Annotated in this window: 16 protein-coding genes and 1 tRNA gene; 8 read left to right on the plus strand and 9 right to left on the minus strand. The window is 66.3% G+C overall.

What is annotated here, in order from left to right; genetic code table 11:
* Nucleotides 1-137 precede the first annotated feature (137 nt).
* Both NBT81_RS01395 and NBT81_RS01400 read left to right on the plus strand, forming a co-directional pair.
* The gene (locus NBT81_RS01395) at nucleotides 138-1,925 is read left to right on the plus strand and encodes a hypothetical protein (RefSeq protein WP_338740511.1); all 1,788 of its coding nucleotides are present in this window, start codon (nucleotides 138-140) and stop codon (nucleotides 1,923-1,925) included.
* A gap of 3 nt (nucleotides 1,926-1,928) precedes the next feature.
* Complete coding sequence (locus NBT81_RS01400) at nucleotides 1,929-4,835, plus strand: hypothetical protein (protein ID WP_338740513.1); 2,907 nt, start codon at nucleotides 1,929-1,931, stop codon at nucleotides 4,833-4,835.
* 16 nt (nucleotides 4,836-4,851) lie between these two features.
* Here the strand turns inward: NBT81_RS01400 and NBT81_RS01405 are convergent, their stop codons facing one another.
* From NBT81_RS01405 to NBT81_RS01430, 6 genes are all read right to left on the minus strand, one after another.
* Nucleotides 4,852-5,724 carry a CAP domain-containing protein gene (locus NBT81_RS01405; RefSeq protein ID WP_338740515.1) on the minus strand — a complete coding sequence of 291 codons (873 nt, stop codon included), beginning with the start codon at nucleotides 5,722-5,724 and terminating at the stop codon, nucleotides 4,852-4,854.
* A gap of 130 nt (nucleotides 5,725-5,854) precedes the next feature.
* The gene (locus NBT81_RS01410; RefSeq protein ID WP_338740517.1) at nucleotides 5,855-6,802 is read right to left on the minus strand and encodes a hypothetical protein; all 948 of its coding nucleotides are present in this window, start codon (nucleotides 6,800-6,802) and stop codon (nucleotides 5,855-5,857) included.
* Nucleotides 6,803-6,857: 55 nt separating this feature from the next.
* Nucleotides 6,858-8,150 carry a protein kinase domain-containing protein gene (locus NBT81_RS01415; RefSeq protein ID WP_338740519.1) on the minus strand — a complete coding sequence of 431 codons (1,293 nt, stop codon included), beginning with the start codon at nucleotides 8,148-8,150 and terminating at the stop codon, nucleotides 6,858-6,860.
* A 151-nt stretch (nucleotides 8,151-8,301) separates the two neighbouring features.
* Nucleotides 8,302-10,107, minus strand: coding sequence for a protein phosphatase 2C domain-containing protein (locus tag NBT81_RS01420; RefSeq protein WP_338740521.1), 1,806 nt, complete (start codon nucleotides 10,105-10,107; stop codon nucleotides 8,302-8,304).
* Entirely contained in the window at nucleotides 10,108-10,839 is a 732-nt protein-coding gene (locus NBT81_RS01425) for a vWA domain-containing protein (RefSeq protein WP_338740523.1), read from the minus strand. It lies immediately after the preceding gene.
* Nucleotides 10,840-11,063: 224 nt separating this feature from the next.
* Complete coding sequence (locus tag NBT81_RS01430) at nucleotides 11,064-12,323, minus strand: hypothetical protein (RefSeq protein WP_338740525.1); 1,260 nt, start codon at nucleotides 12,321-12,323, stop codon at nucleotides 11,064-11,066.
* A gap of 202 nt (nucleotides 12,324-12,525) precedes the next feature.
* Between NBT81_RS01430 and NBT81_RS01435 the strand changes: the two genes are divergently transcribed.
* Entirely contained in the window at nucleotides 12,526-13,707 is a 1,182-nt protein-coding gene (locus tag NBT81_RS01435; protein ID WP_338740527.1) for a tubulin/FtsZ family protein, read from the plus strand.
* Nucleotides 13,708-13,754: 47 nt separating this feature from the next.
* Nucleotides 13,755-14,918, plus strand: a complete 1,164-nt coding sequence (locus tag NBT81_RS01440) for a tubulin/FtsZ family protein (RefSeq protein ID WP_338740529.1) — start codon at nucleotides 13,755-13,757, stop codon at nucleotides 14,916-14,918.
* Here the strand turns inward: NBT81_RS01440 and NBT81_RS01445 are convergent, their stop codons facing one another.
* Nucleotides 14,919-15,665: a hypothetical protein gene (locus NBT81_RS01445; protein ID WP_338740531.1), complete on the minus strand. Its 747-nt coding sequence runs from the start codon at nucleotides 15,663-15,665 to the stop codon at nucleotides 14,919-14,921.
* A gap of 126 nt (nucleotides 15,666-15,791) precedes the next feature.
* Nucleotides 15,792-15,864: transfer RNA gene (locus NBT81_RS01450), tRNA-Gln, on the minus strand.
* 95 nt (nucleotides 15,865-15,959) lie between these two features.
* Between NBT81_RS01450 and NBT81_RS01455 the strand changes: the two genes are divergently transcribed.
* A complete protein-coding gene (locus NBT81_RS01455; RefSeq protein WP_338740533.1) occupies nucleotides 15,960-16,538 on the plus strand; it encodes an IMP cyclohydrolase in 579 nt (192 codons plus the stop codon).
* A gap of 43 nt (nucleotides 16,539-16,581) precedes the next feature.
* Nucleotides 16,582-17,259 (plus strand): metallophosphoesterase family protein, encoded by a 678-nt coding sequence (locus NBT81_RS01460; protein ID WP_338740534.1) that lies wholly within the window; start codon nucleotides 16,582-16,584, stop codon nucleotides 17,257-17,259.
* A gap of 9 nt (nucleotides 17,260-17,268) precedes the next feature.
* On the opposite strand, the gene NBT81_RS01465 is transcribed toward NBT81_RS01460, so the two are convergent.
* Nucleotides 17,269-18,450: an aspartate kinase gene (locus NBT81_RS01465; protein ID WP_338740535.1), complete on the minus strand. Its 1,182-nt coding sequence runs from the start codon at nucleotides 18,448-18,450 to the stop codon at nucleotides 17,269-17,271.
* A gap of 257 nt (nucleotides 18,451-18,707) precedes the next feature.
* Between NBT81_RS01465 and NBT81_RS01470 the strand changes: the two genes are divergently transcribed.
* On the plus strand, nucleotides 18,708-22,046 hold the full coding sequence (locus NBT81_RS01470; RefSeq protein WP_338740536.1) for a tubulin-like doman-containing protein: 3,339 nt from the start codon (nucleotides 18,708-18,710) through the stop codon (nucleotides 22,044-22,046).
* Between the two features lie 184 nt (nucleotides 22,047-22,230).
* Complete coding sequence (locus NBT81_RS01475) at nucleotides 22,231-22,668, plus strand: hypothetical protein (protein ID WP_338740538.1); 438 nt, start codon at nucleotides 22,231-22,233, stop codon at nucleotides 22,666-22,668.
* The last annotated feature ends 9 nt before the right edge of the window (nucleotides 22,669-22,677 follow it).

The following is a 22,677-nucleotide window of genomic DNA, read 5'->3' on the forward strand; positions in this document are numbered from 1 at the left end:
CGACGCCCGTCGAGGCCCCGAAGCCAGCCATCCTGACACGTCAATGAAATTTTATCACGTCGGTAACACGTGTCCTACTCGCCGGACCAAACAGTGTAAGGTTTTATTACGTCATCGCAGGGACACAGTACTGTCAGATGTCTGCGAACGAACCGGAGTTCTGGAAATTAATCAGACAGCGGCTGCGACAGTTCGTCTTCTACAATCAGGACGACCTCTCCACACTGTTGGTGAGGCTGTTCGCCGTCGTGACGACGACGGTCATCCTGACGTACGCGTGGTCGCTCGGCTGGCCGAGGGGGTTGACCTGGCACGTGATGTACGGAATCGAGGCGGCGATTCCCGGTCCGCCGGGCCCAGTGTTCGTGGCACCGCTCGGGTTCCTGGTCGGTCTCGCCTCGCTCTTCGGGCTCGACGCCTACAAGCGCATCCAGGGACTCCTGTTGCTCCCTCCCGCGCTGATCGCGATGTTCGTCGTCATCCGCGGACTCGACCGCCTCGATATCGTCTGGAGTCCTACGACCATCGGCGTCGGCTTCCTCTTTTTCCTCGTGGGACTCGGGTTCGGCAGTTTCGACATCCTCCGCTCGGGCGAACGCGAGTTGAAGCGGGGCTTTCACCGACTCATCGCCGTGGTCGGTCTCGTCTCGTTTTGGGGTATCATCGAGGCGACGGTCGACTACCCGCCGCCGATCGTCCGCCCGACCAACCCGGGGGGCGAAGGGGCACCGCCGCTCATCGTCGCCGAGAACCCGATCGTCAGCCTCGTCACCGAGACCAGTTTCGGAAGCACACTCCCCACGTCGGCGCCAGCGGGGGTGTTCTACCTGATCATGCTGGGGGGCCTCGTCTGGGCGCTCTGGGACTTCACCGAGTACGAGATGGACAAGGACGTCCTCCTCCTCGGCCCCGACCGCGCCGGCAAGACGTGGTTCATGGGCGGTGCGGGACACTGCCTCGTGGAGCAGGCACGGATGGACAGCACCTTCCAAGACCCGGACTGCAACGGCCCACTGCACACCTACAGGAGGCCGTTCGCCCGTGACGAGTTCGACGACCCGCTGCTGGAGGCAAACAACCACGGGGAGTTCAACTTCTTCAGTTTCAAGTACGAACACGGCGTGCTCCCGAAGCGACGCCTCCGCGTCCAGACCGTCGACTACGCGGGGGAGTTCATCTCCGAGGTCAACCTGAACAACCCGTGGGTGGCGTTCGACCAGTCCTGGGCGAACAAGGACGACATCGAACCCGGCGAATTCCCCGACTTCGGGACGCTCACCCAACTTAAAAAGTCGACACAATTGAATATCTCGCCAGACGACAAGGACGCCGACACCATCTATCCCGAGGACATCCCGCCGCTCCTCTCGGCGATGATCGCCGAGTACGACGCCATCGCGTTCATCGTCCCGGCAGACGAACTCGTGGGCGACCTGGACGACGACGACCTCCCGGACCATCTGGAGAAGAGTGCGTTGGAAAGCAGACTAAGCAGTCGTGAAACCTACGCGAATCCGGAGGACGTCCCATTCAACGAGAACACGTACGCGTTCTTCGAGGTGTACAAGGAAGTGATCCAGCAGTACGGGGACGAGAAGGATCTGTTTTTCACCGTGACGATGGCGGACGCCTTCCTCAAGACGTTCCGCGACGAAACCACCCACCAGGATCCGAAGGGCAACCCGAACTGGGACCAGTTCCGTCGGCACGTCTACGACAAAATCGAGGACCAGCGGTCGGACATCGACTTTATGTCCGAACCCATGGCCGAGAACTACGAGAACTACTATCCGGTGTACTTCGAGCCCAAGGACCCGCCGGGCTATACGACCCCCGGGGGAGAGTTCAGGCCCTACATGGACTGGGACGACGACTACCTGTCGCTTCGGGGACTGCAGTTCCTGTTCAAGCGGATGGGGAGGTAACAGATGTTCTACGTGTTCGACAACGGCGGCGAGATGCGGTACCCCCCGGGTGGGTTGCGGGAGGCAGAACCCGACGGGTACAGCCAGCGCAGTCGGGAACTGTGGGACGCCGGCTTCTACTTCCACTACGACGGGGGCCGAAACCACGTCGCCTGCTACTTCAAGGGCGCGATCGGTTCCGGTCAGCAGTTGGTGAACAACCAGTTCTACGGCGTCTACTACGGCGACGGGACGGACCACGACCTGCTGGCAGCCTTCGAGGACGAACTCGAATCGGCGTTCGACAGCCAGGGGTGGCGGACGTCGGACTCGGACATGGGGACCGCCGCCATCTACGCGAATCTCACGAGCGTCCAACCCGTCGATCTGGCCGTCGACCAGGAGTTGCTGCGGGCCGCCACGTCCGACGAGTCGGAGACTGCGGACGGGCCGATCCAACTCGGCGCCCCCGACTTCACGAGTTCGCTCCGGGTCTGTAAGCGACTGATCGCCGACCTCGAAGACGCCCGGGTGACGATCTGCTCGGCCGGCGCGAGCGAGACGCTCCCCGACACGGACGTCGTGGTCATCCCCGAGGCCACGGACGAGCCGGGGGCGCCGGCCCGCGGAACGAAAGTGGAGATGCAAAAAAAGGAGTTGAGACGGCGTATCACGGAGACGAAGGCGGATCTCGAAGACTTCGTCGAGGGGGAGCAGGCCCGAGCGCGGGCGCTCGTCGAGTCGATCGAATCGGGGTTCCTCGATCCGACCGTCCCGGACGTCGAGAGCCTCGGATACCGGCTCGACACCCCGGCCCGAAAGGCCGAGAAGGAGTCGAGGGACACGACCTTCTACACGGGCCTCGGCGGGATCCTCGGCACCGTCCTCACGGTCGTCGCCCTCTGGTACGTCGGCGTCGTGGGGAGGCTCGTCGAGTCCCTGAGTTCGGAGGTCACCTTCCAGTTGGGCCTCGTCCCGGGAGTCGAACCGCCGGCGTTTGCCACCACCCCTATCGGGAGCTGGCAGATCGTCGGCGTGTGTCTGGTCGTCATCGGCCTGATGGCCGGCTGGGGACACACCGACAGGATCGTCGCCGAACTCCGGACGTGGATCTCGGGCGGAGACGGGACCGACGCGGGGTCGGTCGACGGCGCGAACGAAGCCGCGAAGTCGCTGGTGGCTGACTTGGAGGAGATACTGAACCACCCGGCTACCGAGCGAAGCGAGTTCTCCGACGTCCCCGACGGGATATTCGAAGGGGAGGTACACCTGAACGTGTACGACGACGCCGACTACCGCTCGAGTACCCGGAATACCCTCGTACTCTCGATGCTCAAAGGCATCGGCGCCGTCGGCGTTGTCGGCGTCCTGTTCGCCGGCGTAGCGTGGGTCGCGAGCCAGTACTGGCAGCCCTCCCTCAGCGTCCTCGTCGGGCTCGCTATCGGGTCCGTCCTCCTCCGCCTGCCGCGCGCCGCCACGACGGTGGCCCCGCTGCTGTTCAAGGCCGCCCGGTCGGGCTCGCTCCCCGACCGGCGCGCGAGTGCGGTCGGTGGAGCGCTACTGCTCGGTGGGTGGTCCGTCAGCCAGGCCGGCGCGGTGGCGTGGCAGCGAGGATCCGGCCTCCCGTATCACCTCGTCAGCGGCATCGGCGGAGAGCTCCCGGGCCGGGTCGTGGGGCCGGCAGCCGGCGTCGAAGTGCTCTTTTTCGGCGTCGTCGGGGGCGCCCTCGCCGCGCTCGGCGTCGCGGCGTGGCGGTCGCCGGAACCGCTGGTCCAGCGCGCGCTCCTCGCGGCGACGGTCGTCGGACTCGTCAACCTCTGGTTGAGCGTCGACTTCGTCTCGGCGTGGGGCTGGTTGGCCGGGGTCGCGAGTGGTATCGGCGTCGCGGCCGCGGCCACGTGGCGAGGGGTGTCCCCCGACCGACTGACGCGCGGCGTCGGAGGGTTGTACGGCGTGGTCGTCGTGGTCGTCGGCCTCGAAAGCCAGCTGCAATACCAGTCGCCGCTGGTGTACGACGCGTCGGCCGGCGGCTTCGTAGGCGGGACCCCGTCTTTTGCGGGGTACGCGTACTCGCTGAGCGCCTCCCGGGTCGCCCTGACGCTCGTCCACATCGCCATCGCCGCCGCCGTCCTGTACGTGCTCTGGACGGAAGTCTTCGGCAGCGACCGCACCGAGGTCATGGTGGTCGGTCCCGATGGAGACGCCCAGATTCGCCACATGTCGCTGCTGTTCGGGCACTTCCTCACCGACGTAGACGGCGACGAGCCGGAACCGAACGACGCGATGAAACGGATTCGGAAGCGGGACGACGGCGGCGGGACGACGCCCATGGAGGAAATCCTCGATACTGACGGCGTACTGCCGGCGTCGTTCACCGTCGACTCGTCCAACCTGCTCGTGTGGACGCCGCTGACCTCGGGGACGGTCCTCAGCGACGAGGTGTTCACGCGGCTCGACCGGAAGCTCAACAGCCGGACCAACCTCACCGAGGATACAGTCAGGGGTGCGCCACAGTACGTCGAACTGGCGATTTCGTTACAGGAGACGGACGTACTCGTCTTGCTGTTCCCGGCCGACGACGACGACGACGAGCGACGGCAGAAGTACCTGAACGACTGCTATAAGTTGCTGGAGCAGTTCCGCGACGAAGAACTGACGACCATCGGCGTCATCACGGGAGCCGACCACCTGATCGATGGCGTCGCAACCGAGCAGTGGGAGAATTTCCGCGAGGTGGCGACCGAGGAGGCATTCGAAGGCTACTCCCAAGAACGGCGGGAGATACTGCTCTCGTACCTGGACAACGCGGACCGCGGCGTCCTGCTTCCGGTGGTCGAGACGATGGACGGGGAGATCGAGGGTCTGGACCGGGCGGTCGGATACTTCGACGGTTCGGGCGGAGGATCGACCGACGTGATGGATCGGCTGTGAGCCGGGCGTCCCGGCGTCAGTAGAAGTTCTGTGTCGTGTACATCGCTCCTTCGGGCGTGATGTAGACGCCGATGCCCTCCTTCGCGAATCGGTCCCGGAGGATGTTCTCCCGGTGGCCCTTCGAGTTCATCCACCCCTCGACCACCGACCGGGCGGCCTCACGAACCGATGCGCCGTGGTCGGGGTGTGTGAGGGCGATGTTCTCGCCGCTGCTCCGGTCGTCGTGCTCGAACCTACGGTATCGGTCGCCGGCGTCGTCGCCGTCGGGGGAGGTGTGGGAGAAGAAGTCACGCTCGGCCATGTCCCGGCTGTGCTGGAGGGCGATGGCGCTCAGGTGGTGACTGTATTCGAGCGTCCCGAGGCCGTGATCGGTCCGTCGTCGGTTCGTCGCCTCGTGGACCGTGCGCTCGACGGCCGTCCGGTCCGCCGAGAGGCTCAGGTCTACCGGGATGTCGACCCGATCGCGGTCGACCGCTGCTCCGCAGTCGAGACAGGAATCCGGTGGGGCGACGCGACTGCCACACTCGCCACACGTCCACTGCCCGCCGAGGTGGATGATGGGTGCCTCACAGCCCGGGTGGTGGCCGCGAACCGTCGATGTCCCGCAGTTCTTGCACTCGGTCCGACCGACGGTGACCGTCAATCCAGCCCGCTGGCCGCTCGTCGACTCGCCGGGGTCGTGACCCGGGTCGTCGGTCCGCTCCTCCTGTCCGGTCAGGTCGTCGACCCAGTCGGAGCCGCCGCCGCCCGAGCCACCCGAGCCACCCGAACCGCCCGAGCCGTCGTCCCCCTGGTCGTCCTCCGCCTCCTCGGCCCAGTCCGGCAGGTCGTCGCTCAACACCCGACGGAACAGCGCCGTTCGCTCGACGTCGTCGCCACGTTCTGCCATCGTCCGTGTCCCTGTCCCGCCGGCCCCTTACGCTTGTCCCCCTCGGCCCGAGCCGCCACGCCGTCAGCGAAGTGTGTCGGCGACGGCCGAACCGACGTCGCCGGTCCACCTCGTCGGGTAACTGGTGGCGTCAGTACGGCGGCAAATCGTCAGACCCATCGTCCGGTTCCAGGAGGCCGGCCGCCCGACGGAGAGCCACGATCCAGTCGTCCGGCGACGGTCGTATCCACCCGCACGCCTTTCCGTCGAAGCAGTCGGCGAACAGGTCTCGGACGTTCTCCGGGAGTCGGTCGTAGTCGGGTGCGTCGTCGTGTGGTTCCACCTCGTCCGGTTCGGGGTCCTCGTAGGGGAACGGGTTGTTCTCTATCATGTCGGCGAAGCCGCCACTTTGGGCCCATCTACCCTGCGCCTGAAACGGGTGAAAGCCCTCCATCAGCAACTGGAAGATGTGGACGCCGAGGCCGAATCGGTCAGCCTCGCGGGCCGCGTCGAGCGAGTCACCGCGCCCCTCCAGGGGCGCGTACCGCGGGAGGTAGGTGTCGCCGCCGTACGCGCCGTCCTCACCGCTGATGTGGAAGGCGTCGCAGTCGATGAGCGTGACGTAGCGGTCGTCGACGAGGATGTCACCGTGGTTCAGGTCGCCGATCGCGTGGTCTTGCTCGTGGATAGCGTCGACCACGATAGCCAAGTTGTGCGCCGTCGCGTATCGTCTCTCGGGGTCGCTGTCCGCCCATCTCAGATCTTCGCGAGCGTACCGATGGGCGTCCTTGTATTGGTCGAGGTCCACGCGGGGCATGGTGTAGCCCAGGAACGACCCGGACCGATCCTCGACGACTCCGGTCGGCCAGACGATCGACCGGACATCGCTCTGGAGGTGGGTCGTATCGGTCGGCGGGTTCGCGATCATCGCCCGCACTTTGTCGGCCTTCTCGGACCGCCGCTCTTCCTCGAACACCTTCACGACCTCGTCCGAACCGGGGAGCGCGTAGACCGATCCCTCCACCCCAATCCCCAGCCGTTCACCCAGTGTCGCCTCCTCGGAGCCGACGACGACGTGGTCCCCCTCGAAGTCAGTCATCGCGGTCCGATTCGTCGGCGTCCGACATATATCCCTCGCCCGCAGCGGGGCGACGTCACACCGCTGCGAAGAGCACGTACCCCGCTAGCAACGCGACGAGTAGGCCGCCGAAGTAGAGCAGCGTTCGTTTCAGTTCCGAGACGACGGTTCCCGCAACCTCGGACCGTCGGCTCCGTCGTGACGTCGTCACCGGTGGATCGCTCGTCTTCGATCCACCGCCGCCACCGCCACCACCGCCGGCAGGGGGTCGGGGACGCGTGTCTCGGCCCGACCCGCTGCCACCGCCACCACCGCCGGCACTGCCACCGCCACCACCGCCGGCACTGCCACCGCCGCCACCGCCGGCTGGGGGTCGGGGTCGCGTGTCTCGGTCCGATCCGCCGGACTGCGTCTCGGTTTCCGCCGTCGTGGTCGAGTCGTCGTCGGTGAGCCCGGTCACCGTTTTGAGCGTGCGGGTCCACTCGCTGGCCTTGGGGCGGGCTATCGGATGCTCCTTTCCGGCGTGGAAGCACTTGTCGAACAGTTCCCGGATGTCCGCCGGGAGTTCGTCGTAGTCGGGTGAGTGGTCGTGTGGCTCCAACCCCTCGGGCCGAGGATCCGTGTACAGGAACCGGTTCCCCTCTATCATGTCGCCGAAGTCACCGGTCGTTGCTGCGGGACCCTGTGCCTGAAACGGATGGAATCCCTCCATCAACAGCTGGAAAATGTGGATACCGAGGCCGAACCGGTCACCCTCGCGGACCGCACTCAGCGTCCTCGCCCGTCCCTCGGGGGGCGCGTACCGCGGGAAGTAGGTGTCGTCGCCGTACGTGTCGTTCGCGCCGCTGATGTGGAAGGCGTCGCAGTCGATGAGCGCGACGTAGCCGCCGTCGACGAGGATGTTCTGGTGGTTCAGGTCACCGATGGCGTGACCCTGCTTGTGGATGGCCTCGAAGACGAGCGCCACGTTGAGCGCTGTCTTGTACCGCGTTTCCGGTTCGCTGTCCGACCACTGCATGTCCTCGCGGGCGTACCGCTGGACGTTCTTGTATGCGTCGAGGTCCACGCGGGGCATGGTGTAGCCCAGAAACGCGTCGGTTGAGGGATCCTCGACGACCGCCGTCGGCCAGACGATCGACCGAACGTCGCGCTCCCGGTGGGTCGGATCTGTCGGCGGGTTCGCCACCATCGCCTGCACCTTGTCGGCCTTCTCGACCCGCTTCGTCTCCTCGAATATCTTCACGACCTCGGACTCGATTCCCTGCACTCGGTACACGGCGCCCTCCGCGCCCGTACCGAGTTGTGCGCCGAGCTGGAGCGTCCCGGCGGGGCCGCGTACCGTCTCCCCCTCGAAGTCATCGGCATTCATCGGCGAGTACCCCTGCTTCGTCGGTCTCGGACGCCAGACGGTCGCCGGAGGTTGGAGACCGGACGACTGGAGGCGTCTCGGCGGACGTGTGGTGTCGCTCCGAACCCACGCGGTCGGGGGCTACACATCACGGCGGCCATCGCTCCGGCATCTACGTCTCCGAGGTCGCGTCCGGTAGCGCCTCCACCCACGCGCTCGCGGACGGTCGCAGCCGTGGATGCGTCTTTCCCTCGACGAAACACCGCTCGAACCGCCGTCGCAAGTCGGTAGGGAGCGCCGAGTACGGGGCCGCATCACTCGGTGGCTCGAGCAGTTCCGGCTGGGGGTCGCGGTACGGAAAGGGGTTCTTCCGAATCAACTCCCCGAATCCTCCGTCGGCCGCCTCGGACCCGCGGGCCTCGAACGGGTGGTGACCACCGGTAAGGAGTTGAAACACGTGAACGCCGAGACCGAATCGATCCGCACGCTGGACCGCCTCCAGTCCCTCGCATCCCTCCGGTTGCGCGTATCGTGACAGGGCGTCGTCGCCATCGTACGTGCCGTCGGACCCCTCGATGTGAAACTCGTCACACCCGGTCAGAAACAGGTCGCCGTCGTCGACGAGTATCCGATCGTGAGTCAGGTTTCCGACTGCGTGACCCTGCTGGTGGAGGCTGTCGACGGCGGTGACCAGTTCGGCCGCCGGGCCGCCTCGGACGGCCCCGTCGCGGTCGTCGAGGAGGCCGACGGCGTCAAGTAGCCGCCCGACGACGGTCGACGGGCGGGCCGCCCGCCGGATCCCGCCCCTCGACGCCGCCCACTCCAGGACGTTCGATGGATCGTCGACATCCGGATACGACAGACGGTAACCCAGAAACTCCCCTCCATCGGGGGTCGTGACCACCGCCGTCGGCCACGCGAACGACTGCCGCTCGGTCGGGGGTCGTTCGATCATCGCCCGGATCTTCGCCTCCGCCTGTCCCCCCGACCGCCGCTCCGGCGGGAGGATCTTCACCGCGTCGGTCTCGGCTTCGACGACGCGGTAGACGTGGCCACCCGGCCCCGTAGCCAGCGTCGCGTCGAGCGGCAGGTGCTCTCCGTCGTCCGATTCGACCGTCTCGCCCTCGAAGTCGTCGGCGGACCGCTCGCCGGACCCCATGACGTCCCGTACCGTCTCCGTCCCCGTTCCATCCTCGGTCACATCCGAGGACAGCGCACCGATGGCCAGCGTCTTGTCGTCGCCCGAGTAGGTCCGGTGGTGCTCGTTGTCCAGATACTCGCACAGTTCCTGCTGTACGTCGGTCATGTCGTCCGTCGACCGAACGAGGTCGAAGATCTGGTCGAAGAAGGCGTCTTTGACGTCGTCCCGTCCGTCCCAGACGAACTCGTCGATACCGTCGGAGAACACGGCGACGGCGTCGAACTCGTCTTGGTAGCCAAACCGGTACGACTCCTCCCACGAGTCGTGCATGAGCGGAACTGTCACGTTCGCGAACTCGGTGTCCACGACGGTCATCTCCCTGGGGATCGGGAGGTCGTTCGTGCCCTGGTGGTGGCTGACGATGCCGCCGTCACCGACCACCGCCGCGCCCATCCCCGAGGGACCCGCCGCGACGGTCAACAGCGTGGTGTTCAGTTCCGACGCCGACTGGTCGAGTTTCACCGCCTCCTCCTCGACGGCGGCTCTCGCCTCCGCCATCGCGTTTTTCATCGCCTCGCCGCACGCCTCGCGCTCGATGGTCTCGGCGTCCGACAGGTAGCGACGGAGCGCGTCGGCGGCCTCGCGCGTGGCCAGTTCGGACCCCTCGTGGGAGTGGCTCGCGCTTCCGAGTCCGTCGCCCACGGCAATGACGAATCGGCCACCGGAGAGCCGGTAGCCACACCAGGCGTCCTGACACGGCTCGTCGGTCTCCTCGTGTTTGGGCCCCCTGACCGAGCATCCGACGACCTTCGATCTTCGGGGAGCGTCGTCGCTCATCTACTGGTCGTCGCTGTCCGTATCGACCTGTGCTCCGGGATCGACGTCGCCACCGTCGCCCGGCTGTGACTCCTTTTCGAGGCTGTTCGAGACGATTTCGAACAGTTCCTGGAACATCCCCTCGTCGAGCGCGACGGGATCCTTGTCGGTCACCGAAACCAGCTCGTCGAGCGTGTCCATATCCGCTTCCTCCCCGATTCCGAACGCGAAAAACAGGAAGTGGTCCTCGTCGGTCCCACGCTCGAGCAGGTTCTGTGCCGTCTGCCACTGCTGGTCCCCGGGATTCATGTCCGTCGGTTGGCCGTCCGTGAGGAGCCAGATGATCGGTCGGTTGTACGCGTACCCGTTGTCCCTGTACTGCTGTTTTCGGTCCTCGTCGAGGTTCACCGCCTTCTCGATCGCCTCCCCCATCGGGGTGTTGCCACTGGGGCTCAGCGTCGGCGGGTCCCAGTTCTGAATCGGGGAGAAGTCCTGCTCCACCGTAACCTCCCCGCCGAACGAGACGACGGCGACGTCGACGCGTGTCTCGGCGTGCTCCTCCTCCTCGATTTCACTCTTGAAGTACTGTAACCCCTCGTTCAACTGGTCGATCCGCGACTCCGTCCCACCCTGACCGTCCGGCGTCTCCGTGGTCATCGAGTACGACGTGTCCAGAATCAGCACCGTCGGCGTCCGCTCAACCGTCGGTGGTACGTCCTCGAGTCCGCCGTCGGAACCCTCTTCCTGACTCATCGTTTTGCTCCATTGGTATCAATGTGTGATATGTAACTTTAATCCTCTGGTACTATTACTGACACGATCTGGTCGAAACAGGGAGGGGGTCGCCCAAGGGTTCGGGTCGTTCCCCGCCGTGACCGGTCCCGTCGTCGGATGCGCCGGAATTATATCGCGTCTTATATGACTGTATGCCGACAGTTCTCGGCGAGCGACGGTCGGCCACGGCCGTTCCCGGGGAGTTACCACGTACTCGGGACGGGGTCATCGTCGTCGTCGTCGTCCGTCGCTGACTCGGGTTCGTCGTCGTCGGAATCGGTCGGTGGTGAGGTCCGGAACGGGTCGTCGTCGTCGTCGTCCGTCGCTGACTCGGATTCGTCGTCGTCGGAATCGGTCGGTGGTGAGGTCCGGAACGGGTCGTCGTCGTCGTCGTCCGTCGCTGACTCGGATTCGTCGTCGTCGGAATCGGTCGGTGGTGAGGTCCGGAACGGGTCGTCGTCGTCGTCGTCGTCCCCATCGTCGCCGTCCGATCCCGTTCCGCCGCCGCCCGTTCCCGTCCCTGTCCCACCACCGCCCGTTTCCGAGAGACCACTCACCTGCTTGAGGGTGTCGACCCAGTCGTCCGGCGACGGCCGTCCCCATCCCTGGTTCTTCGCGGTTTCGCTGAAGCAGTCGGCGAACAGGTCTCGGACGTCCGCCGGGAGTCGGTCGTAGTCGGGTGCGTGGTCGTGTGGCTCCAACTCGTCCGGTTCGGGGTTCTCGTAGGGAAACTGGTTGCCCTCGATCATGTCGCCGAAGCCGCCGCTCGTGGCCTCGGAGCCCTGTGCCTGAAACGGGTGAAAGCCCTCCATCAGCAACTGGAAGATGTGGACGCCGAGTCCGAAGGGATCGGCTTTCCGGACCGCACCGAGCGAGTCGCCGCGCCCCTCCGGTGGGATGTACCGCGGGAAGTAGGTGTCGTCGCCGTACGTGTCGTTCTCCCCGCTGATGTGGAAGGCGTCGCAGTCGATGAGCACGACGTAGCCGTCGTCGACGAGGATGTTCTGGTGGTTCAGGTCGCCGATGGCGTGGCCCTGCTTGTGGATGGCGTCGACCATGATCGCCAGGTTGTACGCCGTCTTGTACCGCTTCTCGGGGGTGCTGGACGACCACTGCAGGTCCTCGCGAGCGTACCGCTGGGCGTCCTTGTACTCGTCGAGGTTCACGCGGGGCATAGTGTAGCCCAGGAACGACCCGGACCGATCCTCGACGACTCTGGTCGGCCAGATGATCGTCCGCCGACCCCCATCGTCGTAGGTCGGATCGGTCGGCGGGTTGGAGATCATCGCCCGCACCTTGTCAGCCTTCTCGGCCCGCCGCTCCGTCTCGAACACCTTCGCAACCTCGTCGGAACGGGGGAGTTCGTAGACCGAACCCTCGGCCCCCGCCCCCAGTTGCTCCCCCAACGTCACCTCGTCGGTGCCGATACTGACACGCTCTCGCTCGAAGTTCGTACTGCTCATTGGTGATCTCTCATCTCCGTCGACAACTGACCAGTGTGTCGATATGACGGATACTGGAAGCCACCGATTTAAGAGTTTGGAGGGTCGGAGACAGCGTCTATGTGAGCCACTCGATCCGTTGACCGCCTCGTTCCGTATCCAACACCACCTCAGTGAACCAAATTAACTATACCCTTCCACACAGTCAACACGACTGACGGTCATGAAACTCGCAACAATCGGTGTCGGTAACGCCGGAAGTAAGGTTGTAGACCGGATGGTCGAGTTCGAATCCGAAACCAACCGGAACCTGTGCCGACACGTCCACGCGATCAACACCGCCCGAACGGACCTCGCCAAGCCCGAGTACATCCCCGAAGAACAGCGCGTCCTCGTCGGCGACACGAACCAGAAGTCGAAGGGTCACGGCGTCGGTGGTGACGTCGAGATCGGCGCGGAGGTCATGTCCGCGGACATCGACGAGATCCGCCGCGCGTTCGACGACATCGAGATCCACAACGTCGACGCCATCCTCGTCGCCGCCGGTCTGGGCGGCGGCACCGGGAGCGGTGGCGGCCCCGTCGTCATCGACGCCCTCCAAGACATGTACGACGAACCGGTGTACGCGCTCGGTGTCCTCCCCGGCGAGTACGAAGGCGGACGCCCCGCACTGAACGCCGCCCGCTCCCTCCAGTCGTTCGTCAACAAGGTCGACAACTTCATCGGCTTCGACAACGACGCCTGGCGCGCCCGCGACCAGACGATCGAAGAGGGGTACGAGGAGATGAACCGCGAACTGGCGGCCCGTATCGTGACGTTGCTGGCGGCCGGTGAAACCGACGACTCGGACGTCGCGGAGAACGCGATGGACTCCAGCGACATCATCCGGACGCTCGCCACCGACGGGGTGTCCTCCATCGGCTACGCCGCCACGGCGGTCGACGCCCAGCCCGAAGGCCTGCTGGACCGGTGGGGTGGCGGCGGAGCCGAGGAGGATCCCCTGGACGACGCCAGTCAGGCGACGAAGATCAAGTCCCTCGTCCGCCGGGCGACCAACTCGCGCCTGACGCTGCCGTGCGAGGTGTCGAGCGCCGAACGGGTGCTCGTCGTGCTGTCCGGGCCGCCGAGCGAGTTCTCCCGAAAGGGGATCGAGAGCGCCCGCCAGTGGCTCGAACAGGAGGCCGGAACGGTCGAAGTTCTCGTCGGCGACGACCCGCGAGAGAACTCCTCTCGGCTCGCGGCGGCCGTCCTTCTGTCGAACGTCTCGGGAGCCACGCGGATCGAGACGCTCCAGAACCAGGCCGTCGACGCACAGGAACAGATCGCCGAGCAGCAAGCCGCTCGGGAGGAGAAGATCAACGACCTGATCACCGACGAAAACGACGACCTCGACCCCGTCGTCTGAACCGTGTCTCGAACTGACCGCGCTACAGCCCGGCAACGGGGGCAGCGATGAAACTGGCGCTGATCGGCGTCGGTGGGGCCGGGAGCCGTCTCACCGACGCGATCCGGAGCGTCGAGGCCGAAGGAGACCGACAGCTGTGCTACGGGAACGTGCTGACGGTCGACATCTCGCGGACGGTCGCCGACGAATTCGACCACGTCCCGAAGGACCGACACGTGACGATCGGCGACACGCACCCCGACGTCGACGACGGCGTCGCCGGCGATCAGGATCTGGCGGTCGAGATCGCCCGCACCGACGCCCCCGAGATACACCGCGCCCTCGACTCGATAACCATGCGGAAACTGGACGGCGTCCTCGTCGTGACGAGTCTCGGCGGCGGCACCGGGAGCGGTGTCAGCGCCGTCCTCGTCGAGCGGTTACAGGAGATGTACGACAAACCGGTGTACGTCCTCGGGATCCTCCCGGCCACCGATGACGGCGGACGGGCGGCGCGGAACGCTGCCCGGTCGCTCAGGTCGGTCGTCCCGGCCGCCGACAGCACCCTCCTGTTCGACAACGATCGGTGGGTCGACACCGACGAGAGTGACGAGAGCGACGACGCCGACGGCACCGGTGGGCGGTACGACCGTCCGAACCGGGAACTGGCGTCCCGGATCGTGACGCTGTTCGCCAGAGGCGACACGGATCCCGAATCCATCGGCGCCAACACGCTCGATTCGAGCGACACCATCCGGACGCTCTCCCCGGGTGGGGTCGCGTCGGTCGGCTACGCCGAGATCGAACTCGAAGACGGCGGTGGGTTGCTGTCGTGGCTCCTGTCGCTACTCCCCGGGGATCGGAGCGACGGCGAGGCCGACGAGCGGACCGACGCCGGAAAGATTCAGAGCCTCGTCCAACAGTCGCTCAACTCGCGGCTGACGCTCCCGTGTGAGGTGTCGAGCGCGGAACGGGTGCTCGTCGTGCTGTCCGGGCCCCCGGAGGAACTCTCCCGACGGGGCTTCGAGAGCGCCCGGCAACGGCTCGAAGAGGAGACGGAGACGGTCGAGGTCCTCGCCGGCGACGACCCGCGGGCAGGGTCGTCGACCGTCGCGGCCGTCGTGTTGCTCTCGAACGTCACCGGCGTGCCGCGCATCGACGCGATGCAGCGACGGGCCGTCGACTACGAACACGACGGCGAGGCGGTGCAGTCGCTCGAGGAGACCGACTGACTAGCGCCGCGAGCCACCGTCGTCGCGGGGACGAACCGCGTTGGCGAACACGACGAGGAGGCTCAACCCCCAGCCGATCGGGACTGCGAGGCCGGACCACATGGCCACGAACGCGACCCCGGAGAGCTCGAACTGTTGGCGGATGACGGTGCTGAGATCCCCGACGAACAGGACGTTGTCGAGGATCCACTCGGCCAGCGACGTGCTCGTCGGGAGGATGACTTCACCCAGCGTGGGCGAGAAGAGGGCGGCCGTCACGGGCGGCAGGAAGACGGCCGCGACGACCAACGGCGACGTCGCGACGAGGGTCAGTCGCCGACCGCCGGTACGGGCGGTGATCCACGCGAGCCCCGCCGAGACGGTCGCGACCACGCTCGCCGTGAGGACGGCTTTGAACCCCGCGGCCGGGAAGCCCCCCCACGCCAACGCCGTCAGCGCGCCCCACGCCACGGCGACGACGGCGACGATGGCGATGAATCCCAGGCCCGTCGCGATTTGGTTGAGCCGTCGAGTCACGTATCGGACCCAGAAGCCGGCGACTGCGAAGGGGTATGTGACGGCGATCAGGACGGCACCGAGGGCGCTCCACAGCCAGAATGCGAGGCGGTCCGTGGTCGACTGGGGCCGCCGGCGGTTCCGAACCGGATGACTGTCCGAGGTCGTCGAGAACAGAAGCTCGCGCCAGGCAGTCAGCAGCCAAACGAGGTCGGCTTTGACGGCGGCGACGAGCTCGGAGTCAGTCGGCATCGGTCCACGGTTCTCGGGAGAGTGGTTAACAGTTTTCGCTCGACTCCGGGCGGGGCGACGCTAGGGCGTCGCCTCGGAGCAGCGGAGGGCTGACGCTCGCCGGTTCGGATTACGCGAGAAGGTTAGTAGTCCATCCTGGATTCGAACCAGGGTCGAAGCCCCCAGAAGGCTTCAGGATTGGCCACTACCCCAATGGACTGACTGCACGGGTTCGTACCCGCGGTGGCCTTGTAAGCGTTGCGAGTCGGACTCGTCACCGGCACCTACTTGTGCTCGAGGAGTCCACCGCCGTCCATGTACGTCGGACGCTTCGTCGTCGTCGGCCCTGGAATCGGTGCGTATCGCGTCTCCTCGCGTTCCTTCCCGAACCGCCACGTCGTCGACCGTGGAGACAGCCTGACCGTCGCACCGACGCCGGACGCACCGGAGACCGACAATCCGTACATCGCCTACAACTGCGTGCGGGAGAGTCGGGGACGAGCCGTCCTCGGTAACGGCTCCCACGTCGATCCGGTGACCGAGAAACTGGACATGGGGTATCCGGCCCGCGACGCACTGGCGACCGCGCTCCTCTCGCTCGACTACGAGAAAGACGACTACGACACGCCCCGGATCGCGGGTGTCGTCGAGGCCGACGCCGCCACCGTGGGAATCGTCCGCCGGGACGCGCTGCTGGTCGAACGGGTCGAGGAGCCGACGCTGGTCGCCACCTACGAGGAAGACGACCCGCGGCCGTTCGACTTCGCGGCGTCGGACGCGGCGGGTGCGGCCCGCGAGGTCTACGACCTCGACTTCGAACACGCCGTCTGTGCGGCGGGGGTCTCCGTCGACGGCGGCGGCGTGGAGACGGCGGTCGTGAACGGCGAGGAGTGAGGCGACGACAACGCCTAACCGCCCGGGACCGCAAGCGACGGGCATGCGACTTGGCGTCGTCTCCGACATCCACGGGAACCGGATCGCGTTCGAAGCCGTCCTCGACGACATGCCTAGCGTCGATCGACTGGTGTGTGCGGGCGACGTGGTCGGCTACAACCCGTGGCCGGCCGACTGCGTCGCCGCCGTCCGGGAGCGATCGATCCCGACGGTAATGGGGAACCACGACCGGGCGGTCGCCCGCGACTCGGCGTTCCGGTTCAACGCGATGGCGAAGGCGGGCGTCGATCACGCCCGGGAACATCTCGACGACGACGCACTGTCGTGGTTGGACGAACTGCCGGACGAACGGACGGTCGCGGACGGGCGGGTGAAACTCGTCCACGGCCACCCCGCGGACCCGGACCGTTACACCTACCCCGAGGAGTTCTCGCCGCGGATGCTCGACGGGGAGGACCTCCTCGTCACGGGCCACACGCACGTCCAGGGCCACCGCATCTTCAGCGAGGGGGTGGTGATGAATCCGGGGAGCGTCGGCCAACCGCGGGACGGCGACCCGAGGGCGGGCTACGCGGTGGTCGAGGTGGGGGACGGATCGGGAGGCGAGGCGGTGACGGTCGAGGAGCGGCGCGTCGAGTACGACGTCGATGCCGTCATCGAGGCGGTGGAAACGGCAGGACTGCCCGAGCGGATCGGGACACGGCTGTTGGCTGGACAGTAGCCCGTCGGCTCAGATCGTCTGTTCCTGAACGATTTCGAGGGTCTTCTCGCGGTCCTCCCAGTTGACGAAGATGGCGACGGAGGTGGCGGAGGTGATGAGGTCGTGGATGTTGATGCCGGCCTCGGACACCGGTTGAACGATGTCGAGGATGATGCCCGGCCGGTTGGGGAGTTCACCGCCCGTGACGCGGATGACGGCGAACTGGTTCTCGACGGTGACCGACGAGAGCGTATCGTCGTCGACGACCTGTTCGTGGAGGACGTACTCCGCGTCCTCCGAGAGGTCGTCGTTGACGTAGAAGGTGACCGAGTCCATCCCGCTGGCGACGGCGTCGATGTTGGTGTCCTCGTTCCGGAGCGACTGTGAGAGGTCGGCGAGGATACCGGGGCGATTGCGGAGCGCGCGGCCGGCGACGGTGATGCAGGCGAGGGGTTCGTCCTGCATGTCGATGAGGTTCTGGAACTGGCCCTCGATGCGGGTGCCGCCGGTCAGCAGGTCGCCGTGCTGGTAGTGGACGACGCGGACGGTGAGGTCCTCGTCCTTGTACGAGAGGGCGCTGGGGGCGACGACCTCCGCGCCCCGAAAGGAGAGGTTCCGGAGTTCGTCGACGGTGATATGACCGACGTTGCGGGCACCCTCGACGACCCGCGGGTCACCGGTCATGACACCCTCGACGTCGGTGACGATGACCACCTCGTCGGCGTCCATGAACTTCCCGAGCATCACGGCGGTCGTGTCGGAGCCACCGCGGCCGAGCGTGGTCACCTCGCCGTCGATGGTCTGGGCGAGAAAGCCCGTGATGACGGGGACGACGTGGTCGAGGTCAGCGGCGAGGGCCTCGGCGCGTTTCAGCGTCTCCTCGGCGTCGACCTCGCCGAACTCGTCGGTGATGATCGGCCACGCCTCGGTGCCGGGTTCGACGAACGTGGCGTCGACGCCGCGGGCGGCCAGTGCCGCCTTCAGCATCCGGACGCTCGTCCGTTCGCCCATGCTGACGATTTCGGCGCGGTCGGCGTCCTCGGCCTCGAACGTGATCTCCTCCAAGAGTTCGTCGGTCGTCGACCCCATGGCGCTGGCGACGATGGCGATCTCGTGGCCTTCCTCCACCGCTTTCGCGACGGTGTCGGCCGCGCGTTCGATGCGGTCGCCGCTCCCGAGCGACGTGCCACCGAACTTCGCCACTACGCGCATCGTGGTCCCTCCACGGTGTCCGACGGGTGCCCAAGCATGCCATGGGGTAGCGGGGTGGACGGTTATAACTGTGTTCACTTGCCCACGCAGCGGCGTGCTCACGCCGCCGGTGCGACCGAGCACCCAAAGCTGTCAAATTACTGTTTTTATGTCGTCGGCCGGGCAGCACAACCGAGGGTGTTCGGCCCGTCGGTCGCCGATACGACGATGTAATACCTCGGAAACATTTAACCTCGGCGAGTGGATCTGTCGGCGCGATGGCACGCTACCGCGTACCGGACCATCTGGTCTGTCTGGGCGGAGGCGGGATCGAGGTGGGGAAGACGTTCATGCGACAGCGGTGGATCCTGGAGGAGGTCCTCCGGGACGACCCGCGGGACGAGGCACCCGACGAGGACGCCCGTCCGCTCCACGCGTACTTCGTCGACTCCGACGAGTCGACGCTCTCGACCGACATCGAAGACGAGATCCAAGAGACCGTCGAGTCGATCAAAGCGGAGTACGGCATCCGGCGACATCCGGACGTCGACGGCACCGTCATCAACGTCGTCGACGGGCCGCACAAAAAATGCCTCCGGCCGGAACGGATGACCGCACGGACGGACATCAGCAAACTGGCACTCGACCAGAACCTCCAGGCCTGGTGGTTGCAACAGGGCGGAGACAGCGACGTTCTCGCCCCCCTCTCCGGCCTCGAACGCGGCGGCGTCGACAGGATTCGGGGACTCACGAAGGCGATCTACCGGATCAGCCAGTGGCAGGGTGATCCCCTCGGTGCGATCGAACGGAGCGTCAGGAACGACGCCCACGACGAACCCCACGTCGCCATCGTCGTCGGCCTCGGTGGCGGGACTGGGTCGGGGCTCCTCCTCGACCTCGCACACCGCATCAAGCAGGCCGGGGCGACCGTCACGCTGTTCGGTATCCTCCCGAAGCCAAGCGGGCGCGACACCACCACCGTCCTCGCGAACGCGTACGCCACCCTCTCCGAACTCGAGTATCTCGCCCTCTCGGGGCTCAATCTCTTCGATGCGCGAATCCTCCTCCCCTACGACCCCGCAGTCGACGACGACACCTTCGACAAGGCCGCCGTCTACACCATCACCGCCTTCTACAACCTGTCCGGGGCTCAGGTGGATGCGTACCGACAGTTCGACGAGACGGACGACGCCGTCGGACCGCCGGAGTACGCCCCGTTCACGCTCGCGAGCACGCGGTATCTCCACTACCCAGGCGGGCAACTCGACCGGATCCGGAACGAGTTCCATGCGTACGTCGAGGACAAGTCGGCCGCGCTCGACGTCGAGGCGGGACTCTACGACGACCTGCGGGCGTACCTCACCGAACGCCACCCGGACGCGGCGAGGGAACTACACACGACCGTGGGTCACGGCGAGTATCGGCTCCCGTCCGCCGACGCCCTCGACCTCAAGCGCCGTCTCGACGACATCAGGGAGTTGCTCGAGCGACCGCTCCTGAAGCAACTGGAGTTCCGCTCCGCGCCGAAACTCCTGGAGGTGTTCGACGAGGTCCACGCCATCGCCGAGAACCAAGCCACGTGGGACGACGACCGGTCGAAAGACGCCGCGGTCGCCCGTGACTTCGTCCCCCGACTGGCGGACGGCGTCGGCGACGTCGACGACTACGAACCCGAGGGCGGGTGGGAACCCGGCGAGGAGGAGTTCGTTCGGGCCGTCCTCCGGGAAATCGAACTCCTCGCCCGACGCGCCGGGATCATCGAAGCCACCGAGGCCCTCCGGGGCGAGGCCGACGAGGTCGCGACCGAGATCCGGAACGCCATCAGCGAGGAAAACAACGGGTACGCCACCGAGATCAGGGACGAGATCGGTGCACTCGAAGGGGAGCGCGTCACGGTGGAAGACGAGATCGAACGGCTCGAGGCGGAAATCGAGGAGGGGACTCACCGCGTCGAGGAGTACAAAGACGAGTGGGACCGCTTGGTCGTCGACGTCGTCGACGAGTACCACGCCCTCGCCGAGCGGAGGCCGGAGATCGACCGCCTCCTCGACGAGTTACGACTAGCGATCGAGGAGGCGGTCGACTTCGACGGGATCCGCCACCCCGACGAGATCGAACTCACCGGCACGGGGTTCGACCAGTACCGCAGGCTGAACGAGTTGCTCGACGATGTGGGCCACGACCCGATCGACGAGGCGATGATCGAGGAGACGATCCAGGACGTCAAGCGCGCGAAACAGCTTCGCCTCGAGGCGGCGAGGCGTCAGGGGACGCTCCGCGAACGGATCCTGAGCCTCTTCGGGATGGGAGCGATCGCCGGACTGCGAGAGGACTACCGCATGCTCGAAACGAGGATTGACGGCCACCCCGCGGTCGAAGGGGGAAGCGAACTCGTCCACATCCCGTCGTGGACGGATCTATTCGAGGCGGAGATTCGGAGGAACTACTTCGAGGAACGGTCGGCGGCGCTCGACGACCACGCCGCCGACGTACTGGACGAACTCGAGGTGGAGACGAAGCGAGTCGTCGACGACGCGATGGAGGCGACGACTGTGTCCGTCTCGACCGCTCCGGACGTCGCCATCCGTGAGCACCTGGATCCCGAGGGTGGCGACGCGACCCAGGACGCGGATAGCGCGCGGAAGTTACTCGCGGAACTCCGCGGCGGCCCGGTCGAGGAGTACCTGTCCGCCGTCCTCGTCGCGCCGTTCGAGGAGCGACTGCGGGAACGGAAGGACGAACGGGACGATCTGTTGGCGGAACTGGAGGCGTACGAAGGGTTAGAATCGATCGTCACGGGGGTCGGGCGCGAGTACACGAAGGCCGTCGAAGGGGTGGAGCGTGTCGACGGGATCGAGACACGCGATCCCGGTTACGAGGAAGGGTTTAGGATCGAGACGATGCCGTACTCGCGGGGGAAACTCTTGGGGACGGACGACCTGGGCGACGCCGACCTCTGGACGGACAAGGAGCGGACGGAAATCGTGAGTACCCTGACCGACATCCTCCCGCAGGTCGGCGACGAGTACCTCCCGATCGACCACGCGGACATCAGCGATCCCGGCACGGAACGGGTGAAGTACGATGGCCACCGCATCGGCTCGGCGTTCATGAGCCCGCTGTTCGAGGGGTACGTCGACGGTCAGGAAGCCGCGATCCCAGAGGTCAAAGAGGAGATCGTCGATAACCGTCGGTTCACCGAGGATGGCTACCACAACGTGGGCCGGGGCGCGTTCGCGGACTCGTACGACTTCGCGATGGCCACGTTCCTGCGTGGCGTGTTCCTCGACAACCTCAGTATCTTCACCACCGAGTGTCGCGACGCGTACACCTCGACGACGGACGTCGAGGGGGGCGACGACCGCCACAATCCCCAAGACGAGGTGCCGGACGTCGTCAAGCGCCACTCCTACGGGCTGGACGGCGTGACCTACCTCGACGACGACTTCCTCCCCGACGAGTCCGACGGCGGGTTCTGCTACCGGCGGGACGTCCTGAACCTCGACCGCAACGGCACGGAAGTCCTGCTCGACCGGACCGACGAGGAGGTGGCGGAGACGCTCCTCGAGGATTACCACGAAGTCGTCGGCTACCCGTCCACGGTCGAGATGGACTGACGGGCGGGGTCGGTCGTCTACCACGGGATTGCCGCGGTGCGGTCGCGGCGCGGGTCGCGGCGCGGCGAGACGGACGTCACAGCACGGGTGACCGACGGCCGAACGTCGGTGCCGGCGATCGGCGACTCGGAGAACGAGGGGCCGACGGCGAGCGTTTAAGCGCCTCCCGCGAGAATGGGTAGGTATGGACGTGCGAGACGCGGTCGAGGCCGACGCCGACGCCCTCTCGGCGATCGCGGACGTGCCCTCGGACGTAATTCGGAACCTGATCCACGACAGGACCGTTCGGGTCGCGGAGCGGGAGGAGACGACCGCGGGACCGAACGCCGACACGGACGACGATGGCCCGGACGTGGCCGGATTCGTCAGTTTCGACGTGCGGGACCGGACGGTCCACGTGACACAACTGGGCGGGACCGAACGGGCCTGTGAGCGCCTGCTGACCGAACCCGTCCGCTTCGCCACCGGCGAGGGGATGACGGTCGAACTGCTGACGGTCGACGACGACGAGGTGACCCGCGCGGCCGCCGAGGCTGCCGGGTTCGAACGCGACGGGACGGGACCGGCGTTCGACGGGAAAGAGACCATCCGGTACCGACTCGATCCGTCCGATCCGACGTAGCGCGGGAAA

Source organism: Haloplanus sp. CK5-1 (assembly GCF_037201915.1).
Classification (GTDB): Archaea; Halobacteriota; Halobacteria; order Halobacteriales; family Haloferacaceae; genus Haloplanus; species Haloplanus salilacus.